We start from the raw sequence: 25,178 nt of genomic DNA, 5'->3' as shown, positions 1-25,178 counted from the left end.
TCGAGAAACGAATGACGACGCTGACAGAAGACGATGTGCTTGAGCAACTGGATGCTCAAAATAATTTACTCTCGTTTATGACGACGGCACATAACATTTTGCTCCAGGGCATTAAGCGCTTTCTACCGTCGCTGTTCGTTAATAACGATGAAGAGATCGTGGAATATGCAGTGAAACCGTTACTCGCCCAGAGTGGACCGCTTGACGATATCGACGTTGCGTTACGTCTGATTTATGCGTTGGGAAAAATGGATAAATGGCTTTATGCCGACATCACCCATTTCTCTCAATTTTATCAGTACCTGAACGAGCAGGATAATATCCCCGGTTTTGCCGATGACATTACCTGGGATTTTGTCAGCAACGTGAACAGTATCACCCGCAACGCAACGCTCTACGGTGCGCTGGAGTCGATGAAATTTGCCGACTTTGCTGCGTGGTCCGAAGTGCGCTTTAGCGCAATGGTCAAGACGGCAATGACGCTGGCAGTGACGGCGATTTTAAAGGAATTAACGCCGTGAAAATCAAACTAACGGTGAATGGGCTACAGGTTGAAGCACATTACCGTGATGATGAGATAGAGAACGTCCACAAACCGTTATTACAACAGCTGGCAAAAATACATGCCACTCACCCGCAGCGACGAACGATCGTTTTTCTCAGCGCACCGCCTGGTACGGGTAAATCGACGCTGACCACCTTCTGGGAATATCTCTCCCGTCAGGATCCTGGCCTGCCGGAGATCCAGACGCTGCCGATGGATGGCTTCCATCACTACAACACCTGGCTGGATGCTCATAACCTGCGAGCATATAAAGGTGCGCCGGAAACCTTTGATGTGGATAAGCTTGCGCAGAATCTACGTCTGATAAGGGAAGGGGAGGGCACCTGGCCACAGTACGACCGGCAAAAACACGATCCGGTAGAAGCGGCCATAACAGTGAGCGCGCCGATTGTGATTGTGGAAGGCAACTGGTTATTACGCGATGATGAAAGGTGGCGGGCGTTAGCTGAGTTTTGTGATTACTCGCTGTTTATTCGTGCTCCTGCCAACGCGCTCCGTACACGACTGGTAGGCCGTAAACTGGCGGGCGGACTATCACAAGCTGACGCTGAGGCGTTTTATGAGCGTACCGACGGACCGAATGTTCATCGGGTACTGGAAGCGAGTCTGCCAGGTGACCTGACGCTGGAGATGCTGGAATCTGGTGAATATCGGATAGCGTGAAGGCCAATTATTCCTGTTAAGCCGTAATGATTATTACGGTTTACTGGAATAATTTCCCCCGGTCTCAGCGGGAAAAATGTGATGTACGTCAGATAACTGTTTTCTTTGGCTGGACAATCATTCCTTTTATTCCGCGTTTCGCTTATTCTAGCTGAAGCGTTTCAGTCGATTAAATGTTCGACAATTAACCAATTAGTCGCAGTTTGCGACAGGTAAGGTTTCCCTGAGCGATTTGCTGCATTACTCTGTCTGCCACATCGTTTCTGAGAAATCCTTGCAGGAGACCTATGACCGTACGCGTAGCGATTAATGGTTTCGGTCGCATCGGACGCAACGTGGTTCGTGCTTTGTATGAATCCGGGCGTCGGGCGGAAATCACCGTGGTGGCAATCAACGAACTGGCGGATGCTGCAGGCATGGCGCATTTGTTGAAATATGACACCAGCCATGGACGTTTTGCCTGGGATGTTCGTCAGGAACGTGACCAGCTCATCGTTGGCGATGACGCGATCCGCATTCTGCATGAGCGAACGCTCGATGCGCTTCCCTGGCGCGAACTGAGTGTCGATGTTGTGCTGGACTGTACGGGGGTTTTCGGCAACCGCGAACACGGCGAGGCGCATATTGCCGCTGGTGCAAAAAAAGTGCTCTTTTCACATCCTGGTAGTCACGACATCGACGCAACCGTTGTGTATGGCGTTAATCAGGATCAGCTGCGCGCTGAACACCGGATCGTTTCCAACGCCTCCTGCACCACGAATTGCATAATACCCGTCATTAAATTGCTGGATGATGCTTACGGCATTGAGTCTGGTACCGTCACCACGATCCACTCCGCGATGCACGATCAGCAGGTTATTGATGCCTATCATCCTGACCTGCGTCGCACGCGAGCGGCCAGCCAGTCTATTATTCCGGTTGATACCAAACTGGCGGCGGGCATCACGCGAATTTTCCCGCAGTTTAACGATCGTTTTGAAGCGATTGCGGTGCGTGTACCGACCATAAATGTGACGGCGATCGACTTAAGCGTGACGGTGAAAAAACCAGTAAAAGCCAGTGAAGTCAACCAGTTGCTGCAAAAAGCAGCACAAGGTGCATTTCATGGTATAGTTGACTATACGGAATTACCGTTGGTCTCTGTAGATTTTAACCACGACCCGCACAGCGCCATCGTTGATGGTACGCAAACGCGCGTGAGTGGCGCTCACCTGATCAAAACGCTGGTCTGGTGTGATAATGAATGGGGCTTTGCTAACCGTATGCTCGACACAACGTTAGCGATGGCTGCTATTGGTTTCAGGCTCGACGCTTGAGCGTCGACAAAACTTTATGAATCAACGAGAGGATTCACCATGTCTGTAATTAAGATGACCGATCTGGATCTGGCTGGTAAACGCGTTTTTATCCGTGCGGACCTGAACGTACCAGTTAAAGAAGGGAAAGTAACCAGCGATGCGCGTATCCGTGCTTCCCTGCCGACCATCGAACTGGCCCTGAAACAGGGTGCTAAAGTGATGGTAACTTCCCACCTGGGTCGTCCTACCGAAGGCGAGTACAACGAAGAATTCTCTCTGCTGCCGGTTGTTAACTACCTGAAAGACAAACTGTCTGCTCCGGTTCGCCTGGTAAAAGATTACCTGGACGGCGTTGAAGTCGCTGCCGGTGAACTGGTTGTTCTGGAAAACGTTCGCTTCAACAAAGGCGAGAAGAAAGACGACGAAGCGCTGTCCAAAAAATACGCTGCGCTGTGCGACGTATTCGTAATGGACGCTTTCGGTACAGCTCACCGTGCACAGGCTTCTACCCACGGTATCGGTAAATTCGCCGACGTAGCTTGCGCTGGTCCGCTGCTGGCTGCTGAGCTGGATGCGCTGGGTAAAGCGCTGAAAGAACCTGCTCGTCCGATGGTGGCTATCGTTGGTGGTTCTAAAGTTTCTACCAAACTGACCGTTCTGGACTCTCTGTCAAAAATCGCTGACCAGCTGATCGTTGGTGGTGGTATCGCGAACACCTTCGTTGCTGCTCAAGGCCACAACGTCGGCAAATCCCTGTACGAAGCTGACCTGGTTGATGAAGCTAAGCGTCTGCTGACGACTTGCGATATTCCGGTCCCGACTGACGTTCGCGTAGCGACTGAATTCTCTGAAACTGCACCGGCTACGCTTAAATCCGTTAGCGATGTAAAAGAAGACGAGCAGATCCTGGATATCGGCGACGCTTCTGCACAGCAGCTGGCTGACATCCTGAAGAATGCGAAAACCATTCTGTGGAACGGCCCGGTTGGCGTGTTCGAATTCCCGAACTTCCGCAAAGGTACTGAAATCGTTGCTAATGCTATCGCAGACAGCGAAGCATTCTCTATCGCAGGCGGCGGTGACACCCTGGCAGCAATCGACCTGTTCGGCATTGCTGACAAAATCTCCTACATCTCTACTGGCGGCGGCGCATTCCTCGAATTCGTGGAAGGCAAAGTACTGCCAGCAGTAGCCATGCTCGAAGAGCGTGCTAAAAAGTAAGACATTGATGGGCAGGGAAACCTGCCCAATTATTAGCGCGCTGTCGAGCGCGCCCCCTTTCCAAGGCCGAAGATACAGGACTCGCAACATGTCTAAAATTTTTGATTTCGTAAAACCAGGCGTAATCACTGGTGATGACGTACAGAAAGTTTTCCAGGTAGCTAAAGAAAACAACTTTGCTCTGCCAGCTGTTAACTGCGTTGGTACCGACTCCATCAACGCCGTTCTGGAAACCGCTGCAAAAGTTAAAGCGCCGGTCATCGTCCAGTTCTCCAACGGTGGTGCTTCTTTCATCGCGGGTAAAGGCGTGAAGTCTGACGTTCCTCAGGGCGCTGCAATCCTGGGTGCTATCTCTGGTGCGCATCACGTTCACCAGATGGCTGAACACTATGGTGTTCCGGTTATCCTGCACACTGACCACTGCGCGAAGAAACTGCTGCCGTGGATCGACGGTCTGCTGGACGCGGGTGAAAAACACTTCGCAGCAACTGGCAAACCGCTGTTCTCTTCTCACATGATCGACCTGTCTGAAGAGTCTCTGGAAGAGAACATCGAAATCTGCTCCAAATACCTGGCGCGCATGTCCAAAATGGGCATGACTCTGGAAATCGAACTGGGTTGCACCGGTGGTGAAGAAGATGGCGTGGACAACAGCCACATGGACGCTTCTGCACTGTACACCCAACCGGAAGACGTTGACTACGCATACACCGAGCTGAGCAAAATCAGCCCGCGTTTCACCATCGCAGCGTCCTTCGGTAACGTACACGGCGTTTACAAGCCGGGTAACGTAGTTCTGACCCCGACCATCCTGCGCGACTCTCAGGACTATGTTTCTAAGAAACATAACCTGCCGCATAACAGCCTGAACTTCGTCTTCCACGGTGGTTCCGGTTCTACTGCTCAGGAAATCAAAGACTCCGTAAGCTACGGCGTAGTGAAAATGAACATCGACACCGATACCCAATGGGCTACCTGGGAAGGCGTTCTGAACTACTACAAAGCAAACGAAGCTTACCTGCAGGGTCAGTTGGGCAACCCGAAAGGCGAAGATCAGCCGAACAAGAAATACTACGATCCGCGCGTATGGCTGCGTGCTGGTCAGGCAACCATGATCACCCGTCTGGAACAGGCTTTCAAAGAACTGAACGCGGTTGACGTTCTGTAATTTACGCCGTCCAACGTGACATGAGGCCCGCAAATGCGGGCCTTTTTTATTGCCATTTCAATGTGCTGCTGACAGAGAATTCTGTGATCTGTTTGGCAAAATCTGAGTTTATTGTTTACCCTTGTCAGGTTGCCAGTCCCGTTAGGGCGGCTTTATTTCTCCCGTTTGGGTAAGCAAAAAAGGAATATTGAATGGAAGATTTGAATGTTGTCGACAGCATAAACGGTGCGGGCACCTGGCTGGTCCGCAATCAGGAGCTACTGTTGAGCTATGCCGTCAACATCGTTGCGGCTCTCGCGATTGTCATTATCGGTATGATCGTGGCGCGTATCGTATCAAACACCGTTAACCGCCTGATGCTGGCGCGTAAAATTGATGCCACCGTTGCCGACTTTCTTTCTGCACTGGTGCGCTACGGTATTATCGCTTTCACGCTGATTGCCGCGCTGGGTCGCGTTGGGGTGCAAACTGCCTCCGTGATCGCCGTTCTCGGTGCCGCAGGTTTAGCTGTCGGTCTGGCGCTGCAAGGGTCGCTGTCCAACCTCGCCGCAGGCGTGCTGCTGGTGATGTTCCGTCCGTTCCGCGCGGGTGAATATGTAGACCTTGGCGGCGTTGCGGGAACCGTGCTTAACGTGCAGATTTTCTCCACAACTATGCGTACCGTAGACGGTAAGATTGTGGTGATCCCAAACGGTAAAATCATTGCCGGGAACATCATTAACTTCTCTCGCGAGCCGGTCCGTCGTAACGAATTTATTATCGGCGTGGCCTACGACTCCGATATCGATCAGGTGAAAAAAATCCTCACTGATATCATCCAGTCTGAAGATCGCATCCTAAAAGACCGTGAAATGACGGTACGCCTGAATGAGCTGGGCGCTTCCTCGATTAATTTCGTCGTACGCGTCTGGAGCAACAGCAGCGATCTGCAAAGCGTCTACTGGGATGTACTGGAGCGTATTAAGCGCGAGTTTGACGCCAACGGTATCAGCTTCCCGTACCCGCAGATGGATGTGAACTTTAAACGCGTGAAAGAGAACGCGACCGAGTAACTTCAGCTAAAAACGCCCGCCAGAGAGAGGCGGGCGTTGATTTATCTCGTCTTGTTAAGAATTGCGCTGACACCCTGCATCAGCTCGCCAACATCGTTTATTCCTTTACTTTCCTGTTGGGCAATCCATTCGGCCTGAACGTGCTGATACCCGGTAGCGGCTTGCCACGCATTCAGCTCGCTGTTGGTCAGGTAATGAACGTGTGCACCCTCTTTTGCCATCTTTTTCGCCATTGCGGTCAGGCTTGCGTCCTGCACTGCGCCAATACGCTTTTGCGTCATGGCGGCGGCCCGATTGATGGCTGCGCGATCTTTCACGTCCAGGCTATCCCAGACGTCTTTATTCATCACCAGAAGATAAACGTGTCCGAGCCAGAGCGAAGGGGAGAGCTGAATATAGGGGGCCGCCCGCTGGGCATGGATATCATCTCCGCTGTCGAGGTTAACCATCAGGCCGTCAAGCTGTCCGGTCTGAAGCGCATCGGTAATTTTTTCATTCCATGGCATGCTGACCGGCACGCCGCCCGCGTTGCGTAAAAATGATTGATGCCAAAAGCTGGCGGTCCGCCATTGGCTTGCATTCAGCTGTGCCAAATCGACGTTCGGCCTGGTAGTAAAAAATCCAACCGGATAGCCGAGGAAAAACTGAAGATTCACCAGATTGTTGTTTTCCAGCTCGCGACCAAACTGGCGATACTCGCGGAAAATCCGCTGAAAGGCGTTAACCTGCGCTTCACCACGACCCGGTCCGAGGGGGAAGCTCTTAAAAATCTGGTGTCGCGGCAGTTGTTCGGGCGTGTACTCAGGGACCACGATCCCCATATCCGCCACGCTGCCCTGGCCGATCGTTTTTAAGGCGTCATAGCTGGTGGACAGCTCGCCGTTCCAGTGAGCGTCGATTTTCAAACGTCCAAGCGACTCTTGTTCGATCGCGCGAAAAAAAGTCTCTTTTATGAGCCGGGTACGCATGTTGCCATATGGCTCGTGATCGGTATAGCGCAGCGTTCTGTCTGCGCTGGCGACAGTGGGCCACAAACTGGTAACTACCAGCGAGGCACAGAAGAGAAAAATGTTCGCGTTATGCTTCATACCCATTCCTTTGGTATAGACAGACTTATCTTTCAGCATACCTCGGGTAACGCACAATCGCTATTGTCAGAGACTGAATATGGAGGGGAGTGTGCGCGGTATTATTAATAATGCTAATTACTGATTAATATTATCCATTTCCTCTAATGAATCCCGCGCAGTATAGTCTGCCCACAAGACAATTATGTGAGATGCTTTACATGTTATCCTACTATTTTCAAGGGCTTGCGCTTGGTGCAGCCATGATACTTCCGCTTGGTCCACAAAATGCCTTCGTGATGAACCAGGGGATCCGTCGTCAGTATCACATCATGATTGCTTTACTCTGCGCTATCAGTGACTTAGTGCTGATTTGCGCGGGGATCTTCGGCGGTAGCGCCTTGCTGATGCAGTCGCCATGGCTGATGGCGCTGGTCACCTGGGGCGGGGTCGCATTTTTACTCTGGTACGGATTCGGTGCGCTAAAAACGGCGATGAGCAGTAATCTGGAACTGGCCAGCGCCGAAGTGATGAAGCAGGGGCGCTGGAAAATCATCGCTACTATGCTGGCGGTGACATGGCTCAACCCACATGTTTACCTGGATACCTTTGTGGTGCTCGGGAGTCTGGGGGGGCAACTGGACGTTGAGCCTAAACGCTGGTTTGCACTGGGAACCGTCAGCGCTTCGTTCCTGTGGTTCTTCGGTCTGGCATTGCTGGCGGCCTGGCTGGCACCGCGTCTGCGAACTGCGAAAGCACAGCGCATCATCAATACGCTGGTAGGATTAGTGATGTGGTTTATCGCTTTTCAGCTGGCAAAAGAAGGTGTTGCGCACGTTCATGCGCTGTTCAACTAAGTGTTGTCTGATGGACAACGCAGCGAGATCGGCTAAGCTTGCCTGCATGTGCCCTGAGTTTTGGGGTAATTAATGAAACATGGAGGAACGACCGTGAAGTTCAAAATAATGGCCCTGGCGGCATTAGTCGGATTCAGCGCACTATCGGTACAGGCAAATGAGTTGCCAAATGGACCGCACATCGTGACTTCCGGAACGGCAAGCGTAGATGCAACACCAGACATCGCCACCCTGGCGATTGAAGTGAACGTTGCTGCAAAGGATGCGGCTTCCGCGAAGAAGCAGGCCGATGAGCGCGTGGCGCAATATCTGTCTTTCCTTGAACAGAACCAGATAGCGAAGAAAGACATTAGCGCTGCAAACTTGCGTACGCAGCCGGACTACGACTACCAGAACGGCAAAAGCATCCTCAAAGGTTATCGTGCAGTGCGCACCGTTGAAGTCACGCTGCGTCAGTTGGACAAACTCAACGCTCTGCTTGATGGCGCGCTGAAGGCCGGTCTGAATGAGATTCGTTCGGTATCGCTGGGCGTTGCCCAGCCGGATGCTTACAAAGACAAAGCGCGTAAAGCGGCGATTGATGATGCTGTTCATCAGGCTGAACAGCTGGCCGCGGGCTTTAATAGCAAACTGGGTCCCGTTTACAGTGTGCGTTACCACGTTTCCAATTATCAACCGAGCCCGATGGTACGGATGATGAAAGCAGATGCAGCGCCTGCAACCTCCGCTCAGGAAACCTACGAACAGCCAGTTATTCAGTTTGACGATCAGGTTGATGTCGTCTTCCAGATTGAGCCTACAGTAACCAATAAGTAGTCTTGATATAGGCGTAAGTCGCCATCCGGCAAGTTTTTAGCCTGATGGCGATGCTTACGCGTCTCATCAGGCCGACAAAACATTCCAGCCGGTTTTTCTGTGAGCAACTGTAAAAATGAGACCTCACATTCAGTCTTTTTTTTCGTGGTAATGAGGATAGGCCATAGCGATTTTTAAGGGGACGCTATGGATATTTTTATCTCGAAAAAGATGCGTAATTTCATTCTGCTGGCGCAAACCAATAACATCGCCAGAGCGGCAGAAAAAATACATATGACCGCATCGCCTTTCGGTAAAAGCATTGCTGCACTGGAAGATCAAATCGGCTATACGCTGTTTACCCGTAAAGATAACAACATCAGCCTGAATAAAGCCGGACAGGAGCTGTATCAGAAGCTGTTTCCAGTCTATCAGCGTCTCTCTGCCATTGATAATGAAATCCATAACGCCTCTTGTCGCTCGCGGGAAATCGTCATCGGTATCGATAATACTTATCCAACGATTATTTTTGACCAGTTGATTAGCCTTGGCGATAAATATGACGGCGTTACGGCCCAGGCCGTTGAATTCAGTGAGAATGGGGTGATTGATAATCTGTTCGACCGCAAACTGGATTTCATTATCTCGCCACAGCACGTTTCCCCCCGCGTACAGGAGTTGGAAAATCTGGCGATCAGCGAACTGTCTCCGCTACGTCTGGGGTTTCTCGTTTCCCGGCGCTACGAAGAGAAACAGCCGCAGGATCTGCTGCGCGAGCTACCCTGGCTGCAAATGCGCTTCCAGAATCGCGCCAACTTTGAGGCGATGCTGGATGCTTATATGCGGCCCTGCGGGATCAATCCGACGATTATCTACCGTCCGTACAGCTTTATGGCCAAGATTAGCGCGGTGGAGCGCGGGCAGTTTTTGACGGTGATTCCTCATTTTGCCTGGCGGCTGGTGAATCCGTCGACGCTAAAGTATTTCGACGCGCCCGGCAGCCCCATGTATATGCAGGAGTTTCTCTATTCGCTGAAAAATCATCGCTATACCGGCACCATGCTCCAGCATATTGCTGAAGATCGTGACGGTACGGCAAGTTAACCGAGCATCGATCCTGTCTCGAGAAGGTTGCGATGCAGATCGAACGCATGGCTGAGATCGTGATGGATATGCCCGCCGGGCGCTTTTTCCATATAGCGGTGCAGGTAGTCCCGGTAAAGGGGATGCGCACAGTTATCGATAATCGTGTGCGCCCGCTGCATCGGAGATAACCCACGCAGATCGGCAATCCCTTGTTCGGTCACGATCACTTTAACGCTATGTTCGCTGTGGTCGACATGGCTGCACATCGGCACGATGGTTGAGATTTTCCCGCCTTTGGCAATCGACGGCGCCATAAAGATAGACAGGTAGGCGTTGCGCTCGAAATCCCCGCTGCCGCCGATACCGTTCATCAGGTTCACGCCCGCAACGTGCGTGGAATTGGCATGGCCGTAGATATCAAACTCTAGCCCAACGTTGAGCGCAATGACCCCCAGTCGACGGATGATTTCCGGGTTATTGGAGATCTCCTGCGGGCGCAGCACAATTCGGCTGGCGAAGAAGTCCATGTTGTCGTAAATCTTCTGTAGCGACGGGGCTGAGATGGTCAGGCTGGAGGCGCTGGCACCGGTGATCTTGCCCGTTTCCAGCAGATGCACCACCGATTCCTGTAACACCTCTGAATACATCATAAAGGGCGGGATATCCGGATTCTCTCCCAGTCTCGCCATTACCGCGTTATTGATATTGCCCACGCCGCTTTGTAAGGGCAGAAACTCTGCTGGAATGCGTTTGTGCGCCATTTCTGCCAGTAGGAAAGTGACGACGTTATCGGCAATTTGTTGGCTGACCGGATTGGTTTTATCCGACGCATTCCCGGCATCGGGCAGCTCGGTATCCACCACCGCGACCACTTTCCTGGGGTCTATCTGCACGCACTGACTGCCCACGCGATCCATGGTATGAAATATGGGCACGCTGTTACGCCGCGGCGGTGCGCCGGGTATTACGATGTCGGCAAACTCAGCCACGCGTGGATTATGGTAATGATTCAACTCGATAATCACCTTTTTCGCCCGCAGCAGCCAGGTGGGCGCATTGCCAATACCGCTGGAAAGCCAAATCCGGCCATCCGGCGCAATGGCGGAGGCTTCAATGACGGCAACATCGATTTCGCCAAAAAAGCCGTAATTAACCATCTGCGCGACTTCGCTCAAATGGAGATCGACAAACCTCACCTGGCCCTGGTTAATTTTCTCGCGCAGGCCAGATGAGGTTTGATAAGGCGCACGCCAGGAAACGGCATCCGCCGCGGATAGTGCATCATCAGCGGCGGCGCCAATTGACGCCCCGGTCAACAGGCGGATCTGAAAAGGCTGCCCGTCCTGATGCCGTTCGCAGGCGCGTTGGGCAATTGCGGTGGGTAACGCTTTTGGCGAACCCGCGGGGGTAAAGCCGCTGAACGCCACCATATCATCGTGCTGGATAATTTCTGCCGCCTGTTCGGCGCTCATCCGTTTCATGGCCGTCTCCTTCGTCGGACGTGATTAATGGCCAACAAAATTAGGTTTACGTTTTTCCATAAACGCGTTCATCCCTTCCTGATAATCCTCGCTGTCATATACCGCGCGGCGCATGCCCTGAATGCGCTCGAATTCGTCAGAGTTCATGGTGTGTGCTTCGCCCAACACGCGCAGTTCTTCTTTGATGACGGCGATTGCCAGCGGCGCTTTTTCCGAGATGTGATGCGCCATTTGCAGGGTGAAATCTTCCAGTTCCTCGGTTGGAACGACATGGTTGAGGATCCCGACCGCCATGGCGCGTTGAGCGGTGATGGGCGAGGCGGTAAAAATCAGCTCCTTAACGATGTGAAAACCAGCGTCGCGGGTCAGGTTGTGGATGCCCACCAGGTTATAGGGCACGCCGAGGTTGACCGGGGTCATGGAGAAGGTAGACGTACTGGCTGCGATGATCAGATCGGAACTCATGATCATCTCAAACGCGCCGCCCCAGACGCTGCCTTCAACCATGGAGATCACCGGCTTCGGATATTTTTGGATCATACGAGTTATCTGACGCAGCGGATCGTCATAAGAGAGCGGATCGCGACGTCCGGTGGGGAGTTCATGAATATCATGCCCGGCAGAGAACACTTTGGCCCCGCTCGGGGCGCGCAGAATGATGCAGCGAATGTCCGGACGATTGAGGTCGTTCAGCGCCTGCATCAGATCGTCAATAAACACTTTGCTCAGGGCATTGAGCTTGCGGGCGTAATTGAACTCAATGACCGCGACTTTCTGGATGATGACCACGTTGACGTATTGATAAGACATAATGTTCTCTTTATTGAAAGTAATGATGCTGGATAAATTCGCTGATGTGCCGCAGGCCGGTGCGCGGCGAAAGATCATTGTTTTTGACGGCCAGCAGCGTCTGCTGGAAATACCGGTCGAAATCAGCCCGGGCAAACAGCAGATGCAGGGCTTCTTCTTCAGCCTGCTTGTGTAGCCATTCCACCGCCTGCTGCTGGCGGACTTTTTCCAGTCGACCGCTGGCGGTAAGGCACGTTTTAAAGTCGGTTATCGCCTGCCAAACCTCCTCAATGCCGCGTTTTTCCAGGGCGCTACAGGTCAGAACCTGCGGCTGCCACTCGTCATATTTGCGGCGCAGAATATGCAGGGCGGATTCGTACATATGGCGGGCGATGGCAACGCTGGTACGGTTATCACCGTCGTCCTTGTTGATGACGACCAGATCCGCCATCTCCATCAGGCCTTTTTTGATGCCCTGCAAATCGTCGCCACCGCCGGCGATTTGCAGTGAGAGAAAGCAATCCACCATGCCTGCGACTTCGGTTTCTGACTGCCCAACGCCGACGGTTTCCACAATCACCACGTTGAAGCCCGCCGCCTCGCACAGCAGCATTAATTCGCGGGCGCGCTGGCTGGCACCGCCTAAATGACCGCTGGAAGGAACCGGACGTATAAACGCAGATTCTGCGCGAGCCAGTTCCGTCATGCGGGTTTTATCACCCAGAATGCTGCCGCCGCTGACCGGGCTGCTGGGATCGACGGCGATCACCGCTACCCGTAACCCGCGGCGAATCAACAGCATGCCGAATGCTTCCAGAAAGGTGCTTTTACCCGCGCCCGGCGTGCCGGTGATCCCCAGACGCAGGGCGTTACCGGTGAACGGCATAATCGCGTCCAGCAATTGCGTACTCAGCGGCTGGTGGCGCGGGTGATTGCTTTCGACCAGCGTCATCGCCTGGGCGAGCGTAGCCCGTTCACCGAGTCGCAAGCGGCGGACGGTATCCTCAAGCGTGGCGGCGTTAATCATGATGCTGACTGATACGGGTTAACACATCGCGGACGCTGTCGAGCATTGGCGTGCCTGGGCCATAAATGGCTGCCACGCCATGTTCGTGTAGAAAAGCGTAATCCTGTGGCGGAATAACCCCGCCGGCGACGACGCAAATGTCTTCGCGTCCCCAGCCTTTGAGCGCGGTGACCAGCTCCGGGATCAATGTCTTATGACCCGCCGCCAGCGATGATGCGCCAATGACATGCACATCGTTTTCTACCGCCAGACGGGCAATTTCCTCCGGTGTGGAGAACATCGGGCTGAGATCGACATCGAAGCCGAGATCGGAGTAGGCGCTGGCGATCACTTTTGCGCCGCGATCGTGGCCGTCCTGACCCATCTTGGCGATCAGAATACGCGGGCGGCGGCCATTTTCTGCGAGGAACTGTTCGGTTTGCGCAACAATGGCATCGAACTCATCGGCGGATTTGTCGGACTGGTGATAGCTTTGTGCAATCACCCCGGTAACGCACTGGCTGGGAACCAGATAACGGTCAAAGGCGGCCTCGAGCGCATCGGAGATTTCACCGAGCGTGGCGCGAACGCGGGCGGCGTTGACGGCGGCGGCCAGCAGATTTTCATTCTGTTGCGCAGCGTGGGTCAGCGCGGATAGCGCGGCTTTAACCGCATCATTGTCGCGGGTGGCGCGGATATGCTGCAGTGAGGCAATCTGCTCGTTGCGCACCTTCACGTTGTCGATCTCCAGCACCGACGTGTCGTCTTCTTTATCCAGCTTGTATTTGTTCACCCCGACGATAACGCGCTTACCCTGGTCGATCAGCGACTGTTCGCGCGCGGACGCTTCTTCGATCATCCGTTTAGGAAGTCCGGCTTCAATCGCCTTCGCCATGCCGCCTGCCTCATCAATCTGCTTGATGATCGTGCGCGCCTGCTTCACGATTTGATCGGTGAGTGATTCGACGTAATACGATCCGGCCAGCGGATCGACGGTGCGGCAGATCTCTGATTCTTCCTGAATGATGATCTGCGTATTACGCGCAATACGGGCGGAGAAATCGGTGGGCAGACCGAGTGCTTCATCAAAAGCGTTGGTATGCAGAGACTGGGTGCCGCCAAGCGTAGCGCCGAGCGCTTCAATGGTGGTTCGTACCACGTTGTTGTACGGGTCCTGCTCGGTCAGGCTCCAGCCTGAGGTCTGGCAGTGGGTACGCAGAGCGAGAGATTTCGGGTTGGTCGCGCCAAAACTGCTGACCGCTTCGCTCCACAGATACCGTGCAGCGCGCAGCATGGCGACGTTCATAAACAGATCCATGCCGATGCCGAAGAAGAATGACAGGCGCGGGGCGAAGTCATCAATTTTCAGTCCGGCGGAAAGCGCGGCCTTGATGTATTCAATACCGTCTGCCAGCGTAAACGCCACCTGCTGTACGCAGTTTGCCCCGGCTTCACCCATGTGATAGCCGCTGATGCTGATGGTGTTAAAGCGCGGCATGTTGCCTGAGCACCAGGCGATGATGTCGGCGATAATGCGCATGGAGGGTTTTGGCGGATAAATGTAGGTGTTGCGGCACAAGTACTCTTTCAGAATATCGTTCTGAATGGTCCCGGTGAGCTGTTCCGGCGTCACGCCTTGCTCCTGCGCCGCGACGATATAAAACGCCAGCACCGGCAGCACCGCGCCGTTCATGGTCATCGATACCGACATCTTATCCAGCGGGATCTGGTCGAACAGCACCTTCATATCTTCGACGGTATCGATCGCCACGCCGGCTTTGCCGACGTCGCCCGCTACGCGCGGGTTGTCTGAGTCATAACCACGATGAGTGGCAAGGTCAAAGGCGACGGAAAGCCCTTTTTGCCCAGCGGCGAGGTTACGGCGGTAAAAGGCGTTGGACTCTTTGGCGGTAGAGAAACCGGCGTATTGGCGAATCGTCCACGGCTGCGCGGTATACATTGTGGCGCGCGGGCCACGCACGTAAGGCGGCAGACCGGGCAGGGTGCCCGTGACTTCCAAATTATCGAGGTCCGCTTCGGTGTACAGCGGCTTGATGGTAATCCCTTCCGCCGTCTGTCTTTCCAGCGACTCAACGGTTTTTTCCCGTCGACTGAGTTCTTTATTGGCGAGTGTTTGCCACTCCTGCACATTAGCCATTTTTTGCTCCGTATTACGCAATAAGTTGAATCTTTGCGAATACGGTGTGCTTTTTCATTTGGCTTGTCGCCAGCAAAAAATAGCCAACAGGACGTCGTTTTTTGCCGTGTGGCGTGTTTTATTTTGTGATGTATTTCAAAGACGTGGCGGGAATAGCATGAAAAGAGGGGAAAGGCTTGCAGGCCGGATAAGGCGTCACGCCGCTATCCGGCCTCTGTTCGAGGAATTAATCCTGACGCAGTACGTTGTGGCCATAGGCCAGCAGCGCGTCGGTGACGTTGCGCATCATGCGGCTTTCTGGTGCAAAGCGGTGCCAGTATAGCATCCGACGCTGGAACAGGCCTGGCGTTAAGTCGATAAGCTCACCGCTTTCCAGCTCTTTCTCAATCTGTAAGTGTGGGATCATGCAGCAGGTTGTTCCCTGACGGGCTAACTGGACGAAGGCTTCAGACGAGTTAACGATATGGCACGGTACGCTGCCCGGCGGCAGGTCGAAGTTTTGTTGCAAGAACGCCTGGTGCATATCATCAAGATGGTCAAACGCGACCGCCGGGGCTTTCAGCAGGGCGGAACGGGTGACGCCGTTTGGGAAATAACGCTCGGCGAAAGGTTTAGAGCCAACAAACAGGTAGTCCAGCGCGCCCAGTTTATCCACCAGACAGCTTGGCAGCGCCTGATGTTGAATACTCACCGCACCGACTACTTCACCACGACGCAGACGTTCCTGGGTTCGGGTTTCATCTTCAACTTGCAGGTTCAGTCGAATCGGTGAATTAGCCAGTACCGGGGCCAGCGCCGGAAGTAACCAGGTCGCCAGACTGTCGGCGTTCACCGCCAGCGAAAGCAGAAGCGGCGTCGAGCCGGTTTGTTCATCGCCCAGCCACTCGTCTTCCAGCAGTTCAACCTGGCGCAGAAGCGCCAGTAGTTTCTGTCCCTGTTCCGTTGGGCGCGGCGGTACGGTGCGCACCAGCAGCGGTTGTCCGAACATATTCTCAAGCTGTTTTATGCGCTGTGAAACCGCGGATTGCGTGATGCACAGCTTTTGCGCCGCGCGTTCAAATCCTCGTTCACGAATAACCGCATCCAGTGCTTGTAGTGTTCTGTAGTCCGGACGTTTCATTGCTTTGACGCACTCCTGAAATTTTTGCTTGTTCTGCACTATGACACAATTTTTGATTGGGTAAAGACGAAATCCGCCGCTTGCGAGCGGGTGTGGGGACATTTTTCTGCACAATGTTCTATAATGCGCGTGAATTTTCCCACCATATTCACACCACAGGCGAAACGATCATGACGCAGGATGAACTGAAAAAAGCAGTAGGATGGGCGGCACTTCAGTATGTACAGCCCGGCACCATTGTGGGCGTAGGTACAGGTTCAACAGCCGCACACTTTATTGATGCGCTGGGCACAATGAAAGGTCAGATTGAAGGTGCGGTATCCAGTTCGGACGCATCGACTGAAAAACTCAAAAGCCTTGGCATCCACGTGTTCGATCTTAACGAAGTGGATAGCCTCGGCGTATACGTTGACGGCGCGGATGAAATCAACGGTCACATGCAGATGATCAAGGGCGGCGGCGCAGCGTTGACCCGTGAAAAAATCATTGCTTCCGTGGCGAAGAAATTTATTTGCATCGCGGATGCGTCTAAAGAAGTCGATATTCTCGGCAACTTCCCGCTGCCGGTCGAAGTGATCCCAATGGCGCGCAGCGCTGTGGCTCGCCAGTTGGTGAAGCTGGGCGGTCGTCCTGAATACCGTCAGGGCGTCGTGACGGACAACGGCAACGTCATCCTCGATGTGCACGGTCTGGAGATCCTCGACGCCATCGCGCTGGAAAATGCCATCAATGCGATTCCAGGTGTGGTAACCGTCGGCCTGTTTGCCAACCGTGGTGCGGATGTCGCGCTGATCGGTACGCCTGACGGCGTGAAAACTATCGTAAAATGATCTGACGGGAGCGTCTTCTCCCGTTAAAAAAATTTTGGCAGGGCAAATTTGGTGACTTGTGTCACGTTTATAATATTGTCCTGCCGATCTCTCCAAAGAAAAAGTTATCGCCAGTATTTTCCTCTGACATTTCCCGTTGAATGACATTTCTTCAGCACGGCGACGCAAACGTTCATATTGCCGCAATATTATTTTTTGATATGTTGAAGAGACGGATGAAAATCCCACACACAACACATCAGTTTGAACAAAAAAGACAGGGTCGGGGAAATGGCAAAGGTATCACTGGAGAAAGATAAGATTAAATTTCTGCTGGTTGAAGGCGTGCACCAAAAAGCACTCGAAAGCCTTCGTGCAGCAGGTTATACCAACATCGAGTTTCACAAAGGTGCTCTGGACACTGAACAACTGAAAGAGTCCATCCGTGATGCCCACTTCATTGGCCTGCGATCCCGTACCCATCTGACTGAAGATGTGATTGACGCCGCAGAGAAACTGGTCGCGATTGGCTGCTTCTGCATTGGCACCAACCAGGTTGATCTAAGTGCAGCGGCAAAGCGCGGGATCCCTGTATTTAACGCACCATTCTCTAACACACGTTCCGTTGCTGAGCTGGTGATTGGCGAACTGCTGCTACTGCTACGTGGCGTACCCGAAGCGAACGCCAAAGCGCACCGCGGCGTGTGGAATAAACTGGCTACCGGCTCTTTTGAAGCGCGTGGTAAAAAACTGGGGATCATCGGCTACGGCCACATTGGTACTCAGTTGGGCATTCTGGCGGAATCGCTCGGGATGCATGTCTTTTTCTATGATATTGAAAATAAACTCCCGCTTGGCAATGCCACGCAGGTACAGCATCTTTCCGACCTGCTCAATATGAGCGACGTGGTCAGTCTGCACGTGCCGGAAAATGCCTCCACCAAAAACCTGATGGGCGCGCGTGAGATTTCGCTGATGAAGCCGGGGGCGCTGCTGATTAACGCCGCACGCGGTACGGTTGTTGATATTCCTGCGTTGTGCGACGCATTAGCGACTAAACATCTGGCGGGGGCTGCAATCGACGTATTCCCAACCGAGCCGGCAACTAACAGCGATCCTTTCACTTCGCCGCTGTGTGATTTCGATAACGTGATCCTGACGCCGCACATTGGTGGTTCAACGCTGGAAGCGCAGGAAAACATCGGTCTGGAAGTAGCTGGGAAACTGACCAAGTATTCCGACAACGGGTCTACGCTGTCTGCGGTAAACTTCCCGGAAGTTTCGCTGCCGCTGCACGGTGGTCGTCGTCTGATGCACATTCACGAAAACCGTCCGGGCGTACTGACGGCACTGAACCAGATTTTTGCCGAGCAGGGCGTCAACATTGCCGCGCAGTATCTGCAAACTTCCGCGCAGGTAGGTTATGTGGTTATCGATATTGAAGCGGATGAAGATGTGGCGGAGAAAGCGCTGCTGGCGATGAAAGCCCTTCCTGGAACCATTCGCGCTCGTCTGCTGTACTGATTTCCTCTACATGGGCAGGCGGTTGACCTGCCCATCTTTCCTCTGATTTCCCTGCCTCAAAATCTCTTTCTGTAACGCATACATTCTGTTTTCGAGCTTTGCCGCAGTTGGCAACTAAAGGCAGCGTTGCGTGTTGTACAGCAATAAAAGGAATTTACGATAGGGGCGCAGCATAGCGCTGAAACGGGAAAGCCCCTACCGAAGCAGGGGCTCTAAAAAGGAAAGGGACGATGATGAGATACGTCATCATGCTGCTGATCCTGTTAATCATCGCTTGGCCAGCATATTAACAGAGAGTACGCAGGAGGGAGGTTCGCCTCCCTCACCCTTCACCGAGGAATTTAGGTCAAAAAAACGGCGCTGTCAATCGGCAAAAAACGGCTACCACTCCCAGATTTTGGACGGCGTCACCACCGCTGGCAGCGGGATATCCCACTCTTCAACCGGCAATTTTTCTACTAACTGGCAGTCATGCGCGTAGCCCACGGGTTGGAGCTTATGCTGTTGCCAGTTTTGTAGCGTGCGGTCGTAAAATCCGCCGCCCATGCCCAGGCGTTGCCCGTCCTCATCAAATGCCACTAACGGCGTAATCAGTACGTCCAGCTTTGACAGCGGCAATACGTCGCGTACATCAAGCCGTGGTTCCTGGATCTTTAAGCGATTGGTCACCAGGTCGCTGCGCGGATGATAGTGCAGGAACAGTAAATTACCGGGACTGAAGGGATGAAGAACCGGAAGGTAAACGCGCTTGCCCGCTCGCCACAGCTGATCTATCAGCGGCTGGGTATCGAGTTCGCCATCGAACGAGAGAAATACCGCCACAGTATGCGCGAGTACAACAGGGGGAAAACTGAGCATTCGGGTCGCGGCTTGCTGACCGTAGTGTCGTTGCTGTTCAGAGGTCAGCGCGCGACGACGCTGTCGAATCAGTTGACGAATTTCTTGCCGGGATAAAGGGAGTTCAGAAAGTAGTGTCATGGCTGTTGCCAGGTAGAAGGGAATCTCCGAGATGCCGCCGCAGGCTGTAACCCTTGAACCCTTGGTTCAAGGTGAATGCGTCGTCACAGTTTTAAGGCTTCTCGGACGGGCCGAGCATGCTCACCAACCATGGAGCGCCACATTCTTGTGGTATGAAATATCGGCTCAGGGGACTGGCCCGCTTGCAAACATCTCAGAGAAATTTTGTCTTCACGGTCACTCTACCACAGTAAACCGAAAAGTGTTATTCAAAGTTTTGGCCCGTTTTTTCGGTTATGCGACCCTGATCAAGCAACGCCTGTTCGATGGTCTGTTGTAGCATCCGAATACGTTGTTCCATGCTCGCCGCGTACTCACGCGTCTTCGCTTTTTCCTGAGTTAATTCATAGCTGATGTTCAACGCGGCGATGAAAACCAACTGCTCAGTATTTGTGACTCTAGTGCGAACTTTCAGATCTTGCAATCGCTGATTGAGATCGTCCGCAGCCTGATTCAACGCATCCCTTTGTTCAGGCGGGCAATTCACTCGCAGTGAACGGCCAAATATTTGGATATCGACGGGTTGTGCAGACATGCCACCTTCCTGCTGATTGACTGCGCTGCCTTCGTCTCCAGACCTTGGGTCCGCGAAGGGGCGACACTATAGCTACCCTGGTATCAAGATACAAGCCCTTTTCTGGTCCACCAGGGCCCAAAGTGGTAGCATACCATGAATATTCCTCCCTTTGATGACGAATGCTTATGTCTATACAGAACGAAATGCCTGGCTACAACGACGTTAGCCAGTTTTTGAACCAACAAGGGGCTGGATTAACCCCGGCCGAAATGCACGGCTTGATCAGCGGGATGATTTGCGGCGGCAACAACGACAGCTCATGGCAGCCGCTGCTGCACGACCTGACGAACGAAGGTTTGGCCTTCGGTCACGAGCTGGCTCAGGCACTGATGAAAATGCACTCTGCCACCAGCGATGCCCTCGAGGACGACGGTTTCCTTTTTCAGCTTTATCTGCCTGAAGGCGACGATGTTAGCGTGTTTGATCGTGCCGATGCGCTGGCGGGGTGGGTAAACCACTTTTTGCTGGGCCTTGGCGTTACGCAGCCAAAGCTCGACAAGGTGACCGGTGAAACCGGTGAAGCGATTGACGACCTGCGCAATATCGCTCAGTTGGGATATGACGAAGACGAAGATCAGGAAGAGCTGGAAATGTCGCTCGAAGAGATTATCGAATACGTGCGCGTAGCCGCCTTGCTGTGTCATGACACGTTTACGCGTCAGCAGCCGACCGCGCCGGAAATCCGTAAACCGACTCTGCACTAAGAACGAAACGCAAAGGAGAGTGTGATGAGCGAGATATCTCAGCAAGAATTCCAGCGTCGTCGCCAGGCTTTACTGGCACAAATGCAGCCTGGCAGCGCCGCGCTGATTTTTGCCGCGCCTGAAGCGACGCGCAGCGCGGACAGTGAATACCCGTACCGCCAAAGCAGTGATTTCTGGTACTTCACCGGTTTTAACGAACCGGAAGCCGTGCTGGTGCTGATTAAAAGTGATGACACTCATAACCACAGCGTTTTGTTTAATCGGGTTCGCGATCTGACGGCGGAGATCTGGTTTGGCCGCCGTCTGGGCCAGGACGCCGCACCGGCAAAACTCGGCGTTGACCGGGCGCTGGCCTTCAGTGAAATCAACCAACAGCTGCACCTGTTGCTCAATGGCCTGGATGCGGTGTACCACGCGCAGGGCGAATATGCCTGGGCAGACGAGATTGTGTGCACGGCGTTGGATAAACTGCGTAAAGGCTCCAGACAAAATCTGCACGCACCCGCCGCGATCATCGACTGGCGTCCAATGGTGCATGAAATGCGCCTGTTCAAATCAGCAGAAGAAATTGCGGTCATGCGCCGTGCCGGAGAGATCAGTGCGCTGGCGCATACCCGCGCGATGGAAAAATGCCGTCCGGGAATGTTTGAATACCAGTTGGAAGGGGAGATTCACCACGAGTTTACTCGCCATGGCGCGCGTTACCCATCCTATAACACGATTGTCGGCAGCGGCGAAAACGGCTGTATTCTCCATTACACCGAAAATGAAAGTGAAATGCGCGATGGCGATCTGGTGTTGATTGACGCCGGGTGTGAATACAAAGGTTATGCGGGCGACATTACGCGTACCTTCCCGGTAAACGGCAAATTTTCCCCTGCTCAGCGTGAAATCTACGACATCGTACTGGAGTCATTAGAGACCAGTCTGCGCCTGTATCGCCCGGGGACGTCCATCCAGGAAGTCACCGGCGAAGTGGTGCGCATCATGATTACGGGTCTGGTGAAGCTTGGCATTTTGCACGGCGAGATCGACCAACTGATTACCGAAAATGCGCATCGCCCATTCTTTATGCATGGTCTTAGCCATTGGCTGGGACTGGATGTGCACGACGTTGGCGTTTATGGTCAGGACCGCTCACGTATTCTCGAGCCAGGAATGGTGCTCACCGTCGAACCGGGGCTGTATATCGCGCCGGACGCCGATGTGCCGCCTGCTTATCGTGGTATCGGCATTCGTATTGAAGATGACATCCTCATCACCGAGGACGGCAATGAGAACCTGACCGCCAGCGTGGTGAAGAAAGCGGATGACATTGAAGCCTTAATGGCTGCGGCGCGGCTGCAATGAGCGTGATTATCGTTGGCGGTGGTATGGTCGGTGCAACGCTGGCGCTGGCCATTTCTCAGCTCAGCCACGGGACTCAGCCTGTTCACCTGATAGAAGCGAGCGAACCTGAAACTGACCGCCATCCAGGGTTTGACTCCCGGGCGATCGCGCTGGCGGCAGGGACCTGCCAACAGCTGGCGCGAATTGGCGTATGGCAGGCGATTGCCGATTGCGCAACGGCGATCAAAACGGTTCACGTCAGCGATCGCGGCCATGCCGGATTTGTGACGCTGGATGCGCAGGAATACCGTATTCCGGCGCTGGGCCAGGTGGTAGAACTGCACGATGTCGGGCTGCGTTTGTTTGCGCTGCTGCGTAAAGCGCCGGGCATCACGCTGCACTGCCCCGACCGTGTAGCCAGCGTGTCACGCACGCAGGAACGCGTTGAGGTTACGCTGGAAAATGGCGAGATGATTAATGGTCGCCTGTTGGTGGCCGCCGATGGCACGCGCTCCGCGCTGGCTACCGCCTGCGGCGTTGGCTGGCAGCAACAACCCTATGAACAACTGGCGGTGATTGCCAACGTCACGACCTCCGTTGCGCATGACGGGCGAGCGTTTGAACGTTTCACACAATATGGTCCGCTGGCAATGCTACCGATGTCTGATGGTCGCTGCTCGCTGGTGTGGTGCCATCCGCTGGAGCGGCGGGATGAGATTATGGCCTGGTCCGACGAACAATTTTGCCGCGAACTGCAAACTGCGTTTGGCTGGCGGTTGGGGCGTATTACCCAGGCCGGTAAACGCAACGCCTATCCGCTTTCGTTAACCTCGGCGCAAAAAGCCATTACCCATCGTACTGTGCTGGTGGGGAACGCAGCACAGACGCTGCATCCCATTGCCGGACAAGGTTTCAACCTTGGTCTGCGCGATGTGATGAGCCTGGCTGAGACGTTGACGCAGGCGCAAAACTGCGCGGAAGATATCGGTGATTATGCGGTACTGGCACGCTATCAGCAGCGCCGCGAACGCGATCGCGAAACGACGATTGGTGTGACCAACAATTTGGTGTATTTGTTTGCCAATCGCTGGGCCCCGCTGATCGTTGGGCGTAATGTCGGGCTGATGGCGATGGAATTATTCACGCCTGCACGCGATGCGCTGGCGGAGCGGACCCTCGGTTGGGTTGCGCGATAGATATATCCTGTAGGCCGAATTAAAGAAGCTGGCCTGATTAGCGCAGCGCCATCAGGCAATGTCGCGGAAGTAATGCCGGATGGCGGCTTTGCCTTATCCGGCCTACGGTTTTTGATTGTCCTATTTTCAGGAGCAAACAGTGCAAAGTGTTGATGTAGCAATTGTTGGTGGCGGCATGGTGGGACTGGCGGTTGCCTGCGGCTTGCAGGGCAGCGGGTTGCGCGTTGCGGTGTTAGAACAACATGTTCCGCAGCCTTTGGCGGCGGATGCACCTCCTCAGCTTCGCGTATCGGCCATTAATGCCGCCAGTGAAAAACTGCTTAGCCGACTGGGCGTCTGGTCCGACATTGTTGCCCGTCGCGCTTGTTGCTACCACGGCATGGAAGTCTGGGACAAAGACAGCTTTGGGCGTATTGCGTTTGATGACCAGAGCATGGGCTACAGCCATTTAGGTCACATCGTTGAAAACTCAGAGATCCATTACGCACTCTGGCAAAAAGCGCAGCGTTCAGCGGATATTACGCTGATGGCTCCCGCAGAGTTACAGCAGGTAGCCTGGGGTGAGAATGAGGCATTTCTGTCCCTGAAAGATGGCGCAATGCTGACAGCTCGCCTGGTGGTCGGCGCCGATGGCGCTAACTCCTGGCTGCGCAACAAAGCGGATATTCCGCTCACTTTCTGGGATTACCGTCATCATGCGCTGGTGGCGACTATCCGTACGCAGGAAGCTCACGGCGCGGTTGCGCGGCAGGCGTTTCACGGTGAGGGGATCCTGGCGTTTCTGCCGCTCAGTGACCCGCACCTGTGCTCTATCGTCTGGTCGCTCTCGCCGCAGGAAGCAGAACGCATGCAGCAGACAAGCGTTGACGAGTTTAATCAGGCGCTGAATATCGCTTTTGATAATCGCCTGGGGCTGTGCAGCCTTGAAAGCGAGCGTCAGGCGTTTCCGCTGACGGGACGCTATGCCCGTCAGTTCGCTGCTCATCGTCTGGCGCTGGTGGGGGATGCGGCGCATACCATCCACCCGCTGGCGGGTCAGGGGGTTAACCTTGGCTTTATGGATGCGGCGGAGCTGATCGATGAGCTGAAGCGGCTACAGCGTCAGGGCAAAGATATTGGTCAGTATCTCTATTTGCGCCGCTACGAGCGTAGCCGTAAGCACAGCGCAGCGATGATGCTGGCCGGTATGCAGGGATTTCGTGAACTGTTTGCAGGCGAGAATCCGGCGAAAAAACTGCTGCGTGATATTGGTCTGAAACTGGCCGATACCCTGCCAGGCGTAAAACCACAGCTCATCCGCCAGGCGATGGGACTGAACGATCTTCCTGAGTGGTTACGCTAGCGTCCGTAAGGACAATCTTAAGAGTTTGAGACCCGTCACACTTTCCACTCCCGGCCTGCGCGCCGGGGTGCTTCTCTCATTTGAAATAATCTAATTCCACGCCTTTTTTCGCATTAGTTTTTTTAATATTACGTTTTTTTCATAACGCCATTTTTGACAATTTTTCCACATTTAATGTTGGTTGGTGCTGTTAATTCCAGCTTGTATTTATTTTTTGTTCTGATTATTTGCCGTATGGATGGGGTTTTGTTCTGCCGGTGATTTTGCTGTTTTTGGCCATAAGCTAATGTGATGGTTAATTTTGCCTTATGGTTTAGCGTCTGTTTCGGTGGTAAGTTCAGGACAAAGAGAACG

23 protein-coding genes and 1 other RNA gene are annotated in these 25,178 nt (G+C 53.7%); 15 read left to right on the top strand and 9 right to left on the bottom strand.

The features are described 5' to 3' along the window. The first annotated feature begins 11 nt into the window (after positions 1-11). The 6 genes from OGV52_RS16685 (at position 12) to OGV52_RS16660 (ending at position 5,967) form a co-directional block, all read left to right on the top strand. Complete coding sequence (locus tag OGV52_RS16685; protein WP_016154381.1) at positions 12-521, top strand: MltR family transcriptional regulator; 510 nt, start codon at positions 12-14, stop codon at positions 519-521. Beyond that, the gene (locus OGV52_RS16680) at positions 518-1,228 is read left to right on the top strand and encodes a nucleoside/nucleotide kinase family protein (RefSeq protein WP_216403478.1); all 711 of its coding nucleotides are present in this window, start codon (positions 518-520) and stop codon (positions 1,226-1,228) included. The genes OGV52_RS16685 and OGV52_RS16680 overlap by 4 nt, the downstream gene beginning before the upstream one ends. A 287-nt stretch (positions 1,229-1,515) precedes the next feature. After that, positions 1,516-2,544 (top strand): erythrose-4-phosphate dehydrogenase, encoded by a 1,029-nt coding sequence (epd, locus tag OGV52_RS16675; RefSeq protein ID WP_016154379.1) that lies wholly within the window; start codon positions 1,516-1,518, stop codon positions 2,542-2,544. A 39-nt stretch (positions 2,545-2,583) separates the two neighbouring features. Next, on the top strand, positions 2,584-3,747 hold the full coding sequence (pgk, locus tag OGV52_RS16670) for a phosphoglycerate kinase (protein WP_003027032.1): 1,164 nt from the start codon (positions 2,584-2,586) through the stop codon (positions 3,745-3,747). A gap of 88 nt (positions 3,748-3,835) precedes the next feature. Beyond that, on the top strand, positions 3,836-4,915 hold the full coding sequence (gene fbaA, locus OGV52_RS16665; RefSeq protein WP_003027029.1) for a class II fructose-bisphosphate aldolase: 1,080 nt from the start codon (positions 3,836-3,838) through the stop codon (positions 4,913-4,915). Between the two features lie 191 nt (positions 4,916-5,106). Then, positions 5,107-5,967 carry a small-conductance mechanosensitive channel MscS gene (locus tag OGV52_RS16660; protein ID WP_019077645.1) on the top strand — a complete coding sequence of 287 codons (861 nt, stop codon included), beginning with the start codon at positions 5,107-5,109 and terminating at the stop codon, positions 5,965-5,967. Between the two features lie 41 nt (positions 5,968-6,008). Here the strand turns inward: OGV52_RS16660 and dctP are convergent, their stop codons facing one another. Further along, positions 6,009-7,055 carry a TRAP transporter substrate-binding protein DctP gene (gene dctP / locus OGV52_RS16655; protein WP_216403479.1) on the bottom strand — a complete coding sequence of 349 codons (1,047 nt, stop codon included), beginning with the start codon at positions 7,053-7,055 and terminating at the stop codon, positions 6,009-6,011. A gap of 200 nt (positions 7,056-7,255) precedes the next feature. On the opposite strand from dctP, the gene argO reads away from it, so the two are divergent. From argO to srsR, 3 genes are all read left to right on the top strand, one after another. Further along, positions 7,256-7,891, top strand: a complete 636-nt coding sequence (argO, locus tag OGV52_RS16650; protein ID WP_003027005.1) for an arginine exporter ArgO — start codon at positions 7,256-7,258, stop codon at positions 7,889-7,891. Between the two features lie 93 nt (positions 7,892-7,984). Next, complete coding sequence (locus tag OGV52_RS16645; protein ID WP_029139653.1) at positions 7,985-8,707, top strand: oxidative stress defense protein; 723 nt, start codon at positions 7,985-7,987, stop codon at positions 8,705-8,707. A gap of 186 nt (positions 8,708-8,893) precedes the next feature. Continuing rightward, positions 8,894-9,790 carry a LysR family transcriptional regulator SrsR gene (srsR, locus tag OGV52_RS16640; RefSeq protein ID WP_016154369.1) on the top strand — a complete coding sequence of 299 codons (897 nt, stop codon included), beginning with the start codon at positions 8,894-8,896 and terminating at the stop codon, positions 9,788-9,790. Here srsR and scpC read toward each other — a convergent pair. The 5 genes from scpC to argP all read right to left on the bottom strand — a co-directional run bounded on the left by scpC (position 9,787) and on the right by argP (position 16,326). Further along, positions 9,787-11,253, bottom strand: a complete 1,467-nt coding sequence (scpC, locus tag OGV52_RS16635) for a succinyl-CoA:acetate CoA-transferase ScpC (RefSeq protein ID WP_287108812.1) — start codon at positions 11,251-11,253, stop codon at positions 9,787-9,789. The two genes, srsR and scpC, sit on opposite strands and share 4 nt — an antisense overlap. A 24-nt stretch (positions 11,254-11,277) precedes the next feature. Further along, positions 11,278-12,063, bottom strand: coding sequence for a methylmalonyl-CoA decarboxylase (gene scpB / locus OGV52_RS16630; RefSeq protein WP_016154367.1), 786 nt, complete (start codon positions 12,061-12,063; stop codon positions 11,278-11,280). 10 nt (positions 12,064-12,073) lie between these two features. Next, positions 12,074-13,069 (bottom strand): methylmalonyl Co-A mutase-associated GTPase MeaB, encoded by a 996-nt coding sequence (meaB, locus tag OGV52_RS16625; protein WP_181626958.1) that lies wholly within the window; start codon positions 13,067-13,069, stop codon positions 12,074-12,076. Then, positions 13,062-15,206: a methylmalonyl-CoA mutase gene (scpA, locus tag OGV52_RS16620; RefSeq protein ID WP_181626959.1), complete on the bottom strand. Its 2,145-nt coding sequence runs from the start codon at positions 15,204-15,206 to the stop codon at positions 13,062-13,064. The genes meaB and scpA overlap by 8 nt, the downstream gene beginning before the upstream one ends. 226 nt (positions 15,207-15,432) lie before the next feature. Beyond that, entirely contained in the window at positions 15,433-16,326 is an 894-nt protein-coding gene (argP, locus tag OGV52_RS16615; protein ID WP_003825477.1) for a DNA-binding transcriptional regulator ArgP, read from the bottom strand. 170 nt (positions 16,327-16,496) lie between these two features. Between argP and rpiA the strand changes: the two genes are divergently transcribed. After that, positions 16,497-17,156 carry a ribose-5-phosphate isomerase RpiA gene (rpiA, locus tag OGV52_RS16610; RefSeq protein WP_016154364.1) on the top strand — a complete coding sequence of 220 codons (660 nt, stop codon included), beginning with the start codon at positions 16,497-16,499 and terminating at the stop codon, positions 17,154-17,156. Between the two features lie 270 nt (positions 17,157-17,426). Continuing rightward, positions 17,427-18,659: a phosphoglycerate dehydrogenase gene (gene serA / locus OGV52_RS16605; RefSeq protein WP_016154363.1), complete on the top strand. Its 1,233-nt coding sequence runs from the start codon at positions 17,427-17,429 to the stop codon at positions 18,657-18,659. 381 nt (positions 18,660-19,040) lie between these two features. On the opposite strand, the gene OGV52_RS16600 is transcribed toward serA, so the two are convergent. The 3 genes from OGV52_RS16600 to zapA all read right to left on the bottom strand — a co-directional run bounded on the left by OGV52_RS16600 (position 19,041) and on the right by zapA (position 20,211). Then, positions 19,041-19,637: a 5-formyltetrahydrofolate cyclo-ligase gene (locus OGV52_RS16600; protein WP_047499309.1), complete on the bottom strand. Its 597-nt coding sequence runs from the start codon at positions 19,635-19,637 to the stop codon at positions 19,041-19,043. A 19-nt stretch (positions 19,638-19,656) separates the two neighbouring features. Beyond that, a non-coding RNA gene (gene ssrS / locus OGV52_RS16595) (6S RNA) lies at positions 19,657-19,840 on the bottom strand. A 41-nt stretch (positions 19,841-19,881) separates the two neighbouring features. Further along, on the bottom strand, positions 19,882-20,211 hold the full coding sequence (gene zapA / locus OGV52_RS16590) for a cell division protein ZapA (protein WP_003026980.1): 330 nt from the start codon (positions 20,209-20,211) through the stop codon (positions 19,882-19,884). 167 nt (positions 20,212-20,378) lie between these two features. Here zapA and OGV52_RS16585 point away from each other — a divergent pair, with 167 nt between their 5' ends. The 4 genes from OGV52_RS16585 (at position 20,379) to ubiI (ending at position 24,824) form a co-directional block, all read left to right on the top strand. Then, on the top strand, positions 20,379-20,957 hold the full coding sequence (locus OGV52_RS16585; RefSeq protein WP_141875622.1) for a YecA/YgfB family protein: 579 nt from the start codon (positions 20,379-20,381) through the stop codon (positions 20,955-20,957). Positions 20,958-20,981: 24 nt separating this feature from the next. Then, positions 20,982-22,307, top strand: a complete 1,326-nt coding sequence (gene pepP / locus OGV52_RS16580) for a Xaa-Pro aminopeptidase (RefSeq protein WP_049282166.1) — start codon at positions 20,982-20,984, stop codon at positions 22,305-22,307. Next, positions 22,304-23,482 (top strand): 2-octaprenyl-6-methoxyphenyl hydroxylase, encoded by a 1,179-nt coding sequence (ubiH, locus tag OGV52_RS16575; protein ID WP_287108809.1) that lies wholly within the window; start codon positions 22,304-22,306, stop codon positions 23,480-23,482. Before pepP ends, ubiH begins: the two co-directional genes overlap by 4 nt. Before the next feature lie 139 nt (positions 23,483-23,621). After that, entirely contained in the window at positions 23,622-24,824 is a 1,203-nt protein-coding gene (gene ubiI / locus OGV52_RS16570; RefSeq protein WP_094168633.1) for an FAD-dependent 2-octaprenylphenol hydroxylase, read from the top strand. The last annotated feature ends 354 nt before the right edge of the window (positions 24,825-25,178 follow it).

This window comes from Citrobacter sp. Cb041 (genome assembly GCF_030336655.1).
GTDB classification, from domain to species: domain Bacteria; phylum Pseudomonadota; class Gammaproteobacteria; order Enterobacterales; family Enterobacteriaceae; genus Citrobacter; species Citrobacter braakii.
The sequence above is the reverse complement of the archived record's forward strand: the minus strand, read 5'-3'. Positions and strand labels throughout refer to the sequence as shown.

Coding starts and splice junctions, on each gene's coding strand:
- OGV52_RS16685 (WP_016154381.1), top strand. CDS start 12: ATGACGACGCTGACAGAAGACGATGTGCTTGAGCAACTGGATGCTCAA.
- epd (WP_016154379.1), top strand. CDS start 1,516: ATGACCGTACGCGTAGCGATTAATGGTTTCGGTCGCATCGGACGCAAC.
- pgk (WP_003027032.1), top strand. CDS start 2,584: ATGTCTGTAATTAAGATGACCGATCTGGATCTGGCTGGTAAACGCGTT.
- fbaA (WP_003027029.1), top strand. CDS start 3,836: ATGTCTAAAATTTTTGATTTCGTAAAACCAGGCGTAATCACTGGTGAT.
- OGV52_RS16660 (WP_019077645.1), top strand. CDS start 5,107: ATGGAAGATTTGAATGTTGTCGACAGCATAAACGGTGCGGGCACCTGG.
- dctP (WP_216403479.1), bottom strand. CDS start 7,055: ATGAAGCATAACGCGAACATTTTTCTCTTCTGTGCCTCGCTGGTAGTT.
- argO (WP_003027005.1), top strand. CDS start 7,256: ATGTTATCCTACTATTTTCAAGGGCTTGCGCTTGGTGCAGCCATGATA.
- srsR (WP_016154369.1), top strand. CDS start 8,894: ATGGATATTTTTATCTCGAAAAAGATGCGTAATTTCATTCTGCTGGCG.
- scpC (WP_287108812.1), bottom strand. CDS start 11,253: ATGAAACGGATGAGCGCCGAACAGGCGGCAGAAATTATCCAGCACGAT.
- scpB (WP_016154367.1), bottom strand. CDS start 12,063: ATGTCTTATCAATACGTCAACGTGGTCATCATCCAGAAAGTCGCGGTC.
- meaB (WP_181626958.1), bottom strand. CDS start 13,069: ATGATTAACGCCGCCACGCTTGAGGATACCGTCCGCCGCTTGCGACTC.
- scpA (WP_181626959.1), bottom strand. CDS start 15,206: ATGGCTAATGTGCAGGAGTGGCAAACACTCGCCAATAAAGAACTCAGT.
- argP (WP_003825477.1), bottom strand. CDS start 16,326: ATGAAACGTCCGGACTACAGAACACTACAAGCACTGGATGCGGTTATT.
- rpiA (WP_016154364.1), top strand. CDS start 16,497: ATGACGCAGGATGAACTGAAAAAAGCAGTAGGATGGGCGGCACTTCAG.
- serA (WP_016154363.1), top strand. CDS start 17,427: ATGGCAAAGGTATCACTGGAGAAAGATAAGATTAAATTTCTGCTGGTT.
- OGV52_RS16600 (WP_047499309.1), bottom strand. CDS start 19,637: ATGACACTACTTTCTGAACTCCCTTTATCCCGGCAAGAAATTCGTCAA.
- zapA (WP_003026980.1), bottom strand. CDS start 20,211: ATGTCTGCACAACCCGTCGATATCCAAATATTTGGCCGTTCACTGCGA.
- OGV52_RS16585 (WP_141875622.1), top strand. CDS start 20,379: ATGTCTATACAGAACGAAATGCCTGGCTACAACGACGTTAGCCAGTTT.
- pepP (WP_049282166.1), top strand. CDS start 20,982: ATGAGCGAGATATCTCAGCAAGAATTCCAGCGTCGTCGCCAGGCTTTA.
- ubiH (WP_287108809.1), top strand. CDS start 22,304: ATGAGCGTGATTATCGTTGGCGGTGGTATGGTCGGTGCAACGCTGGCG.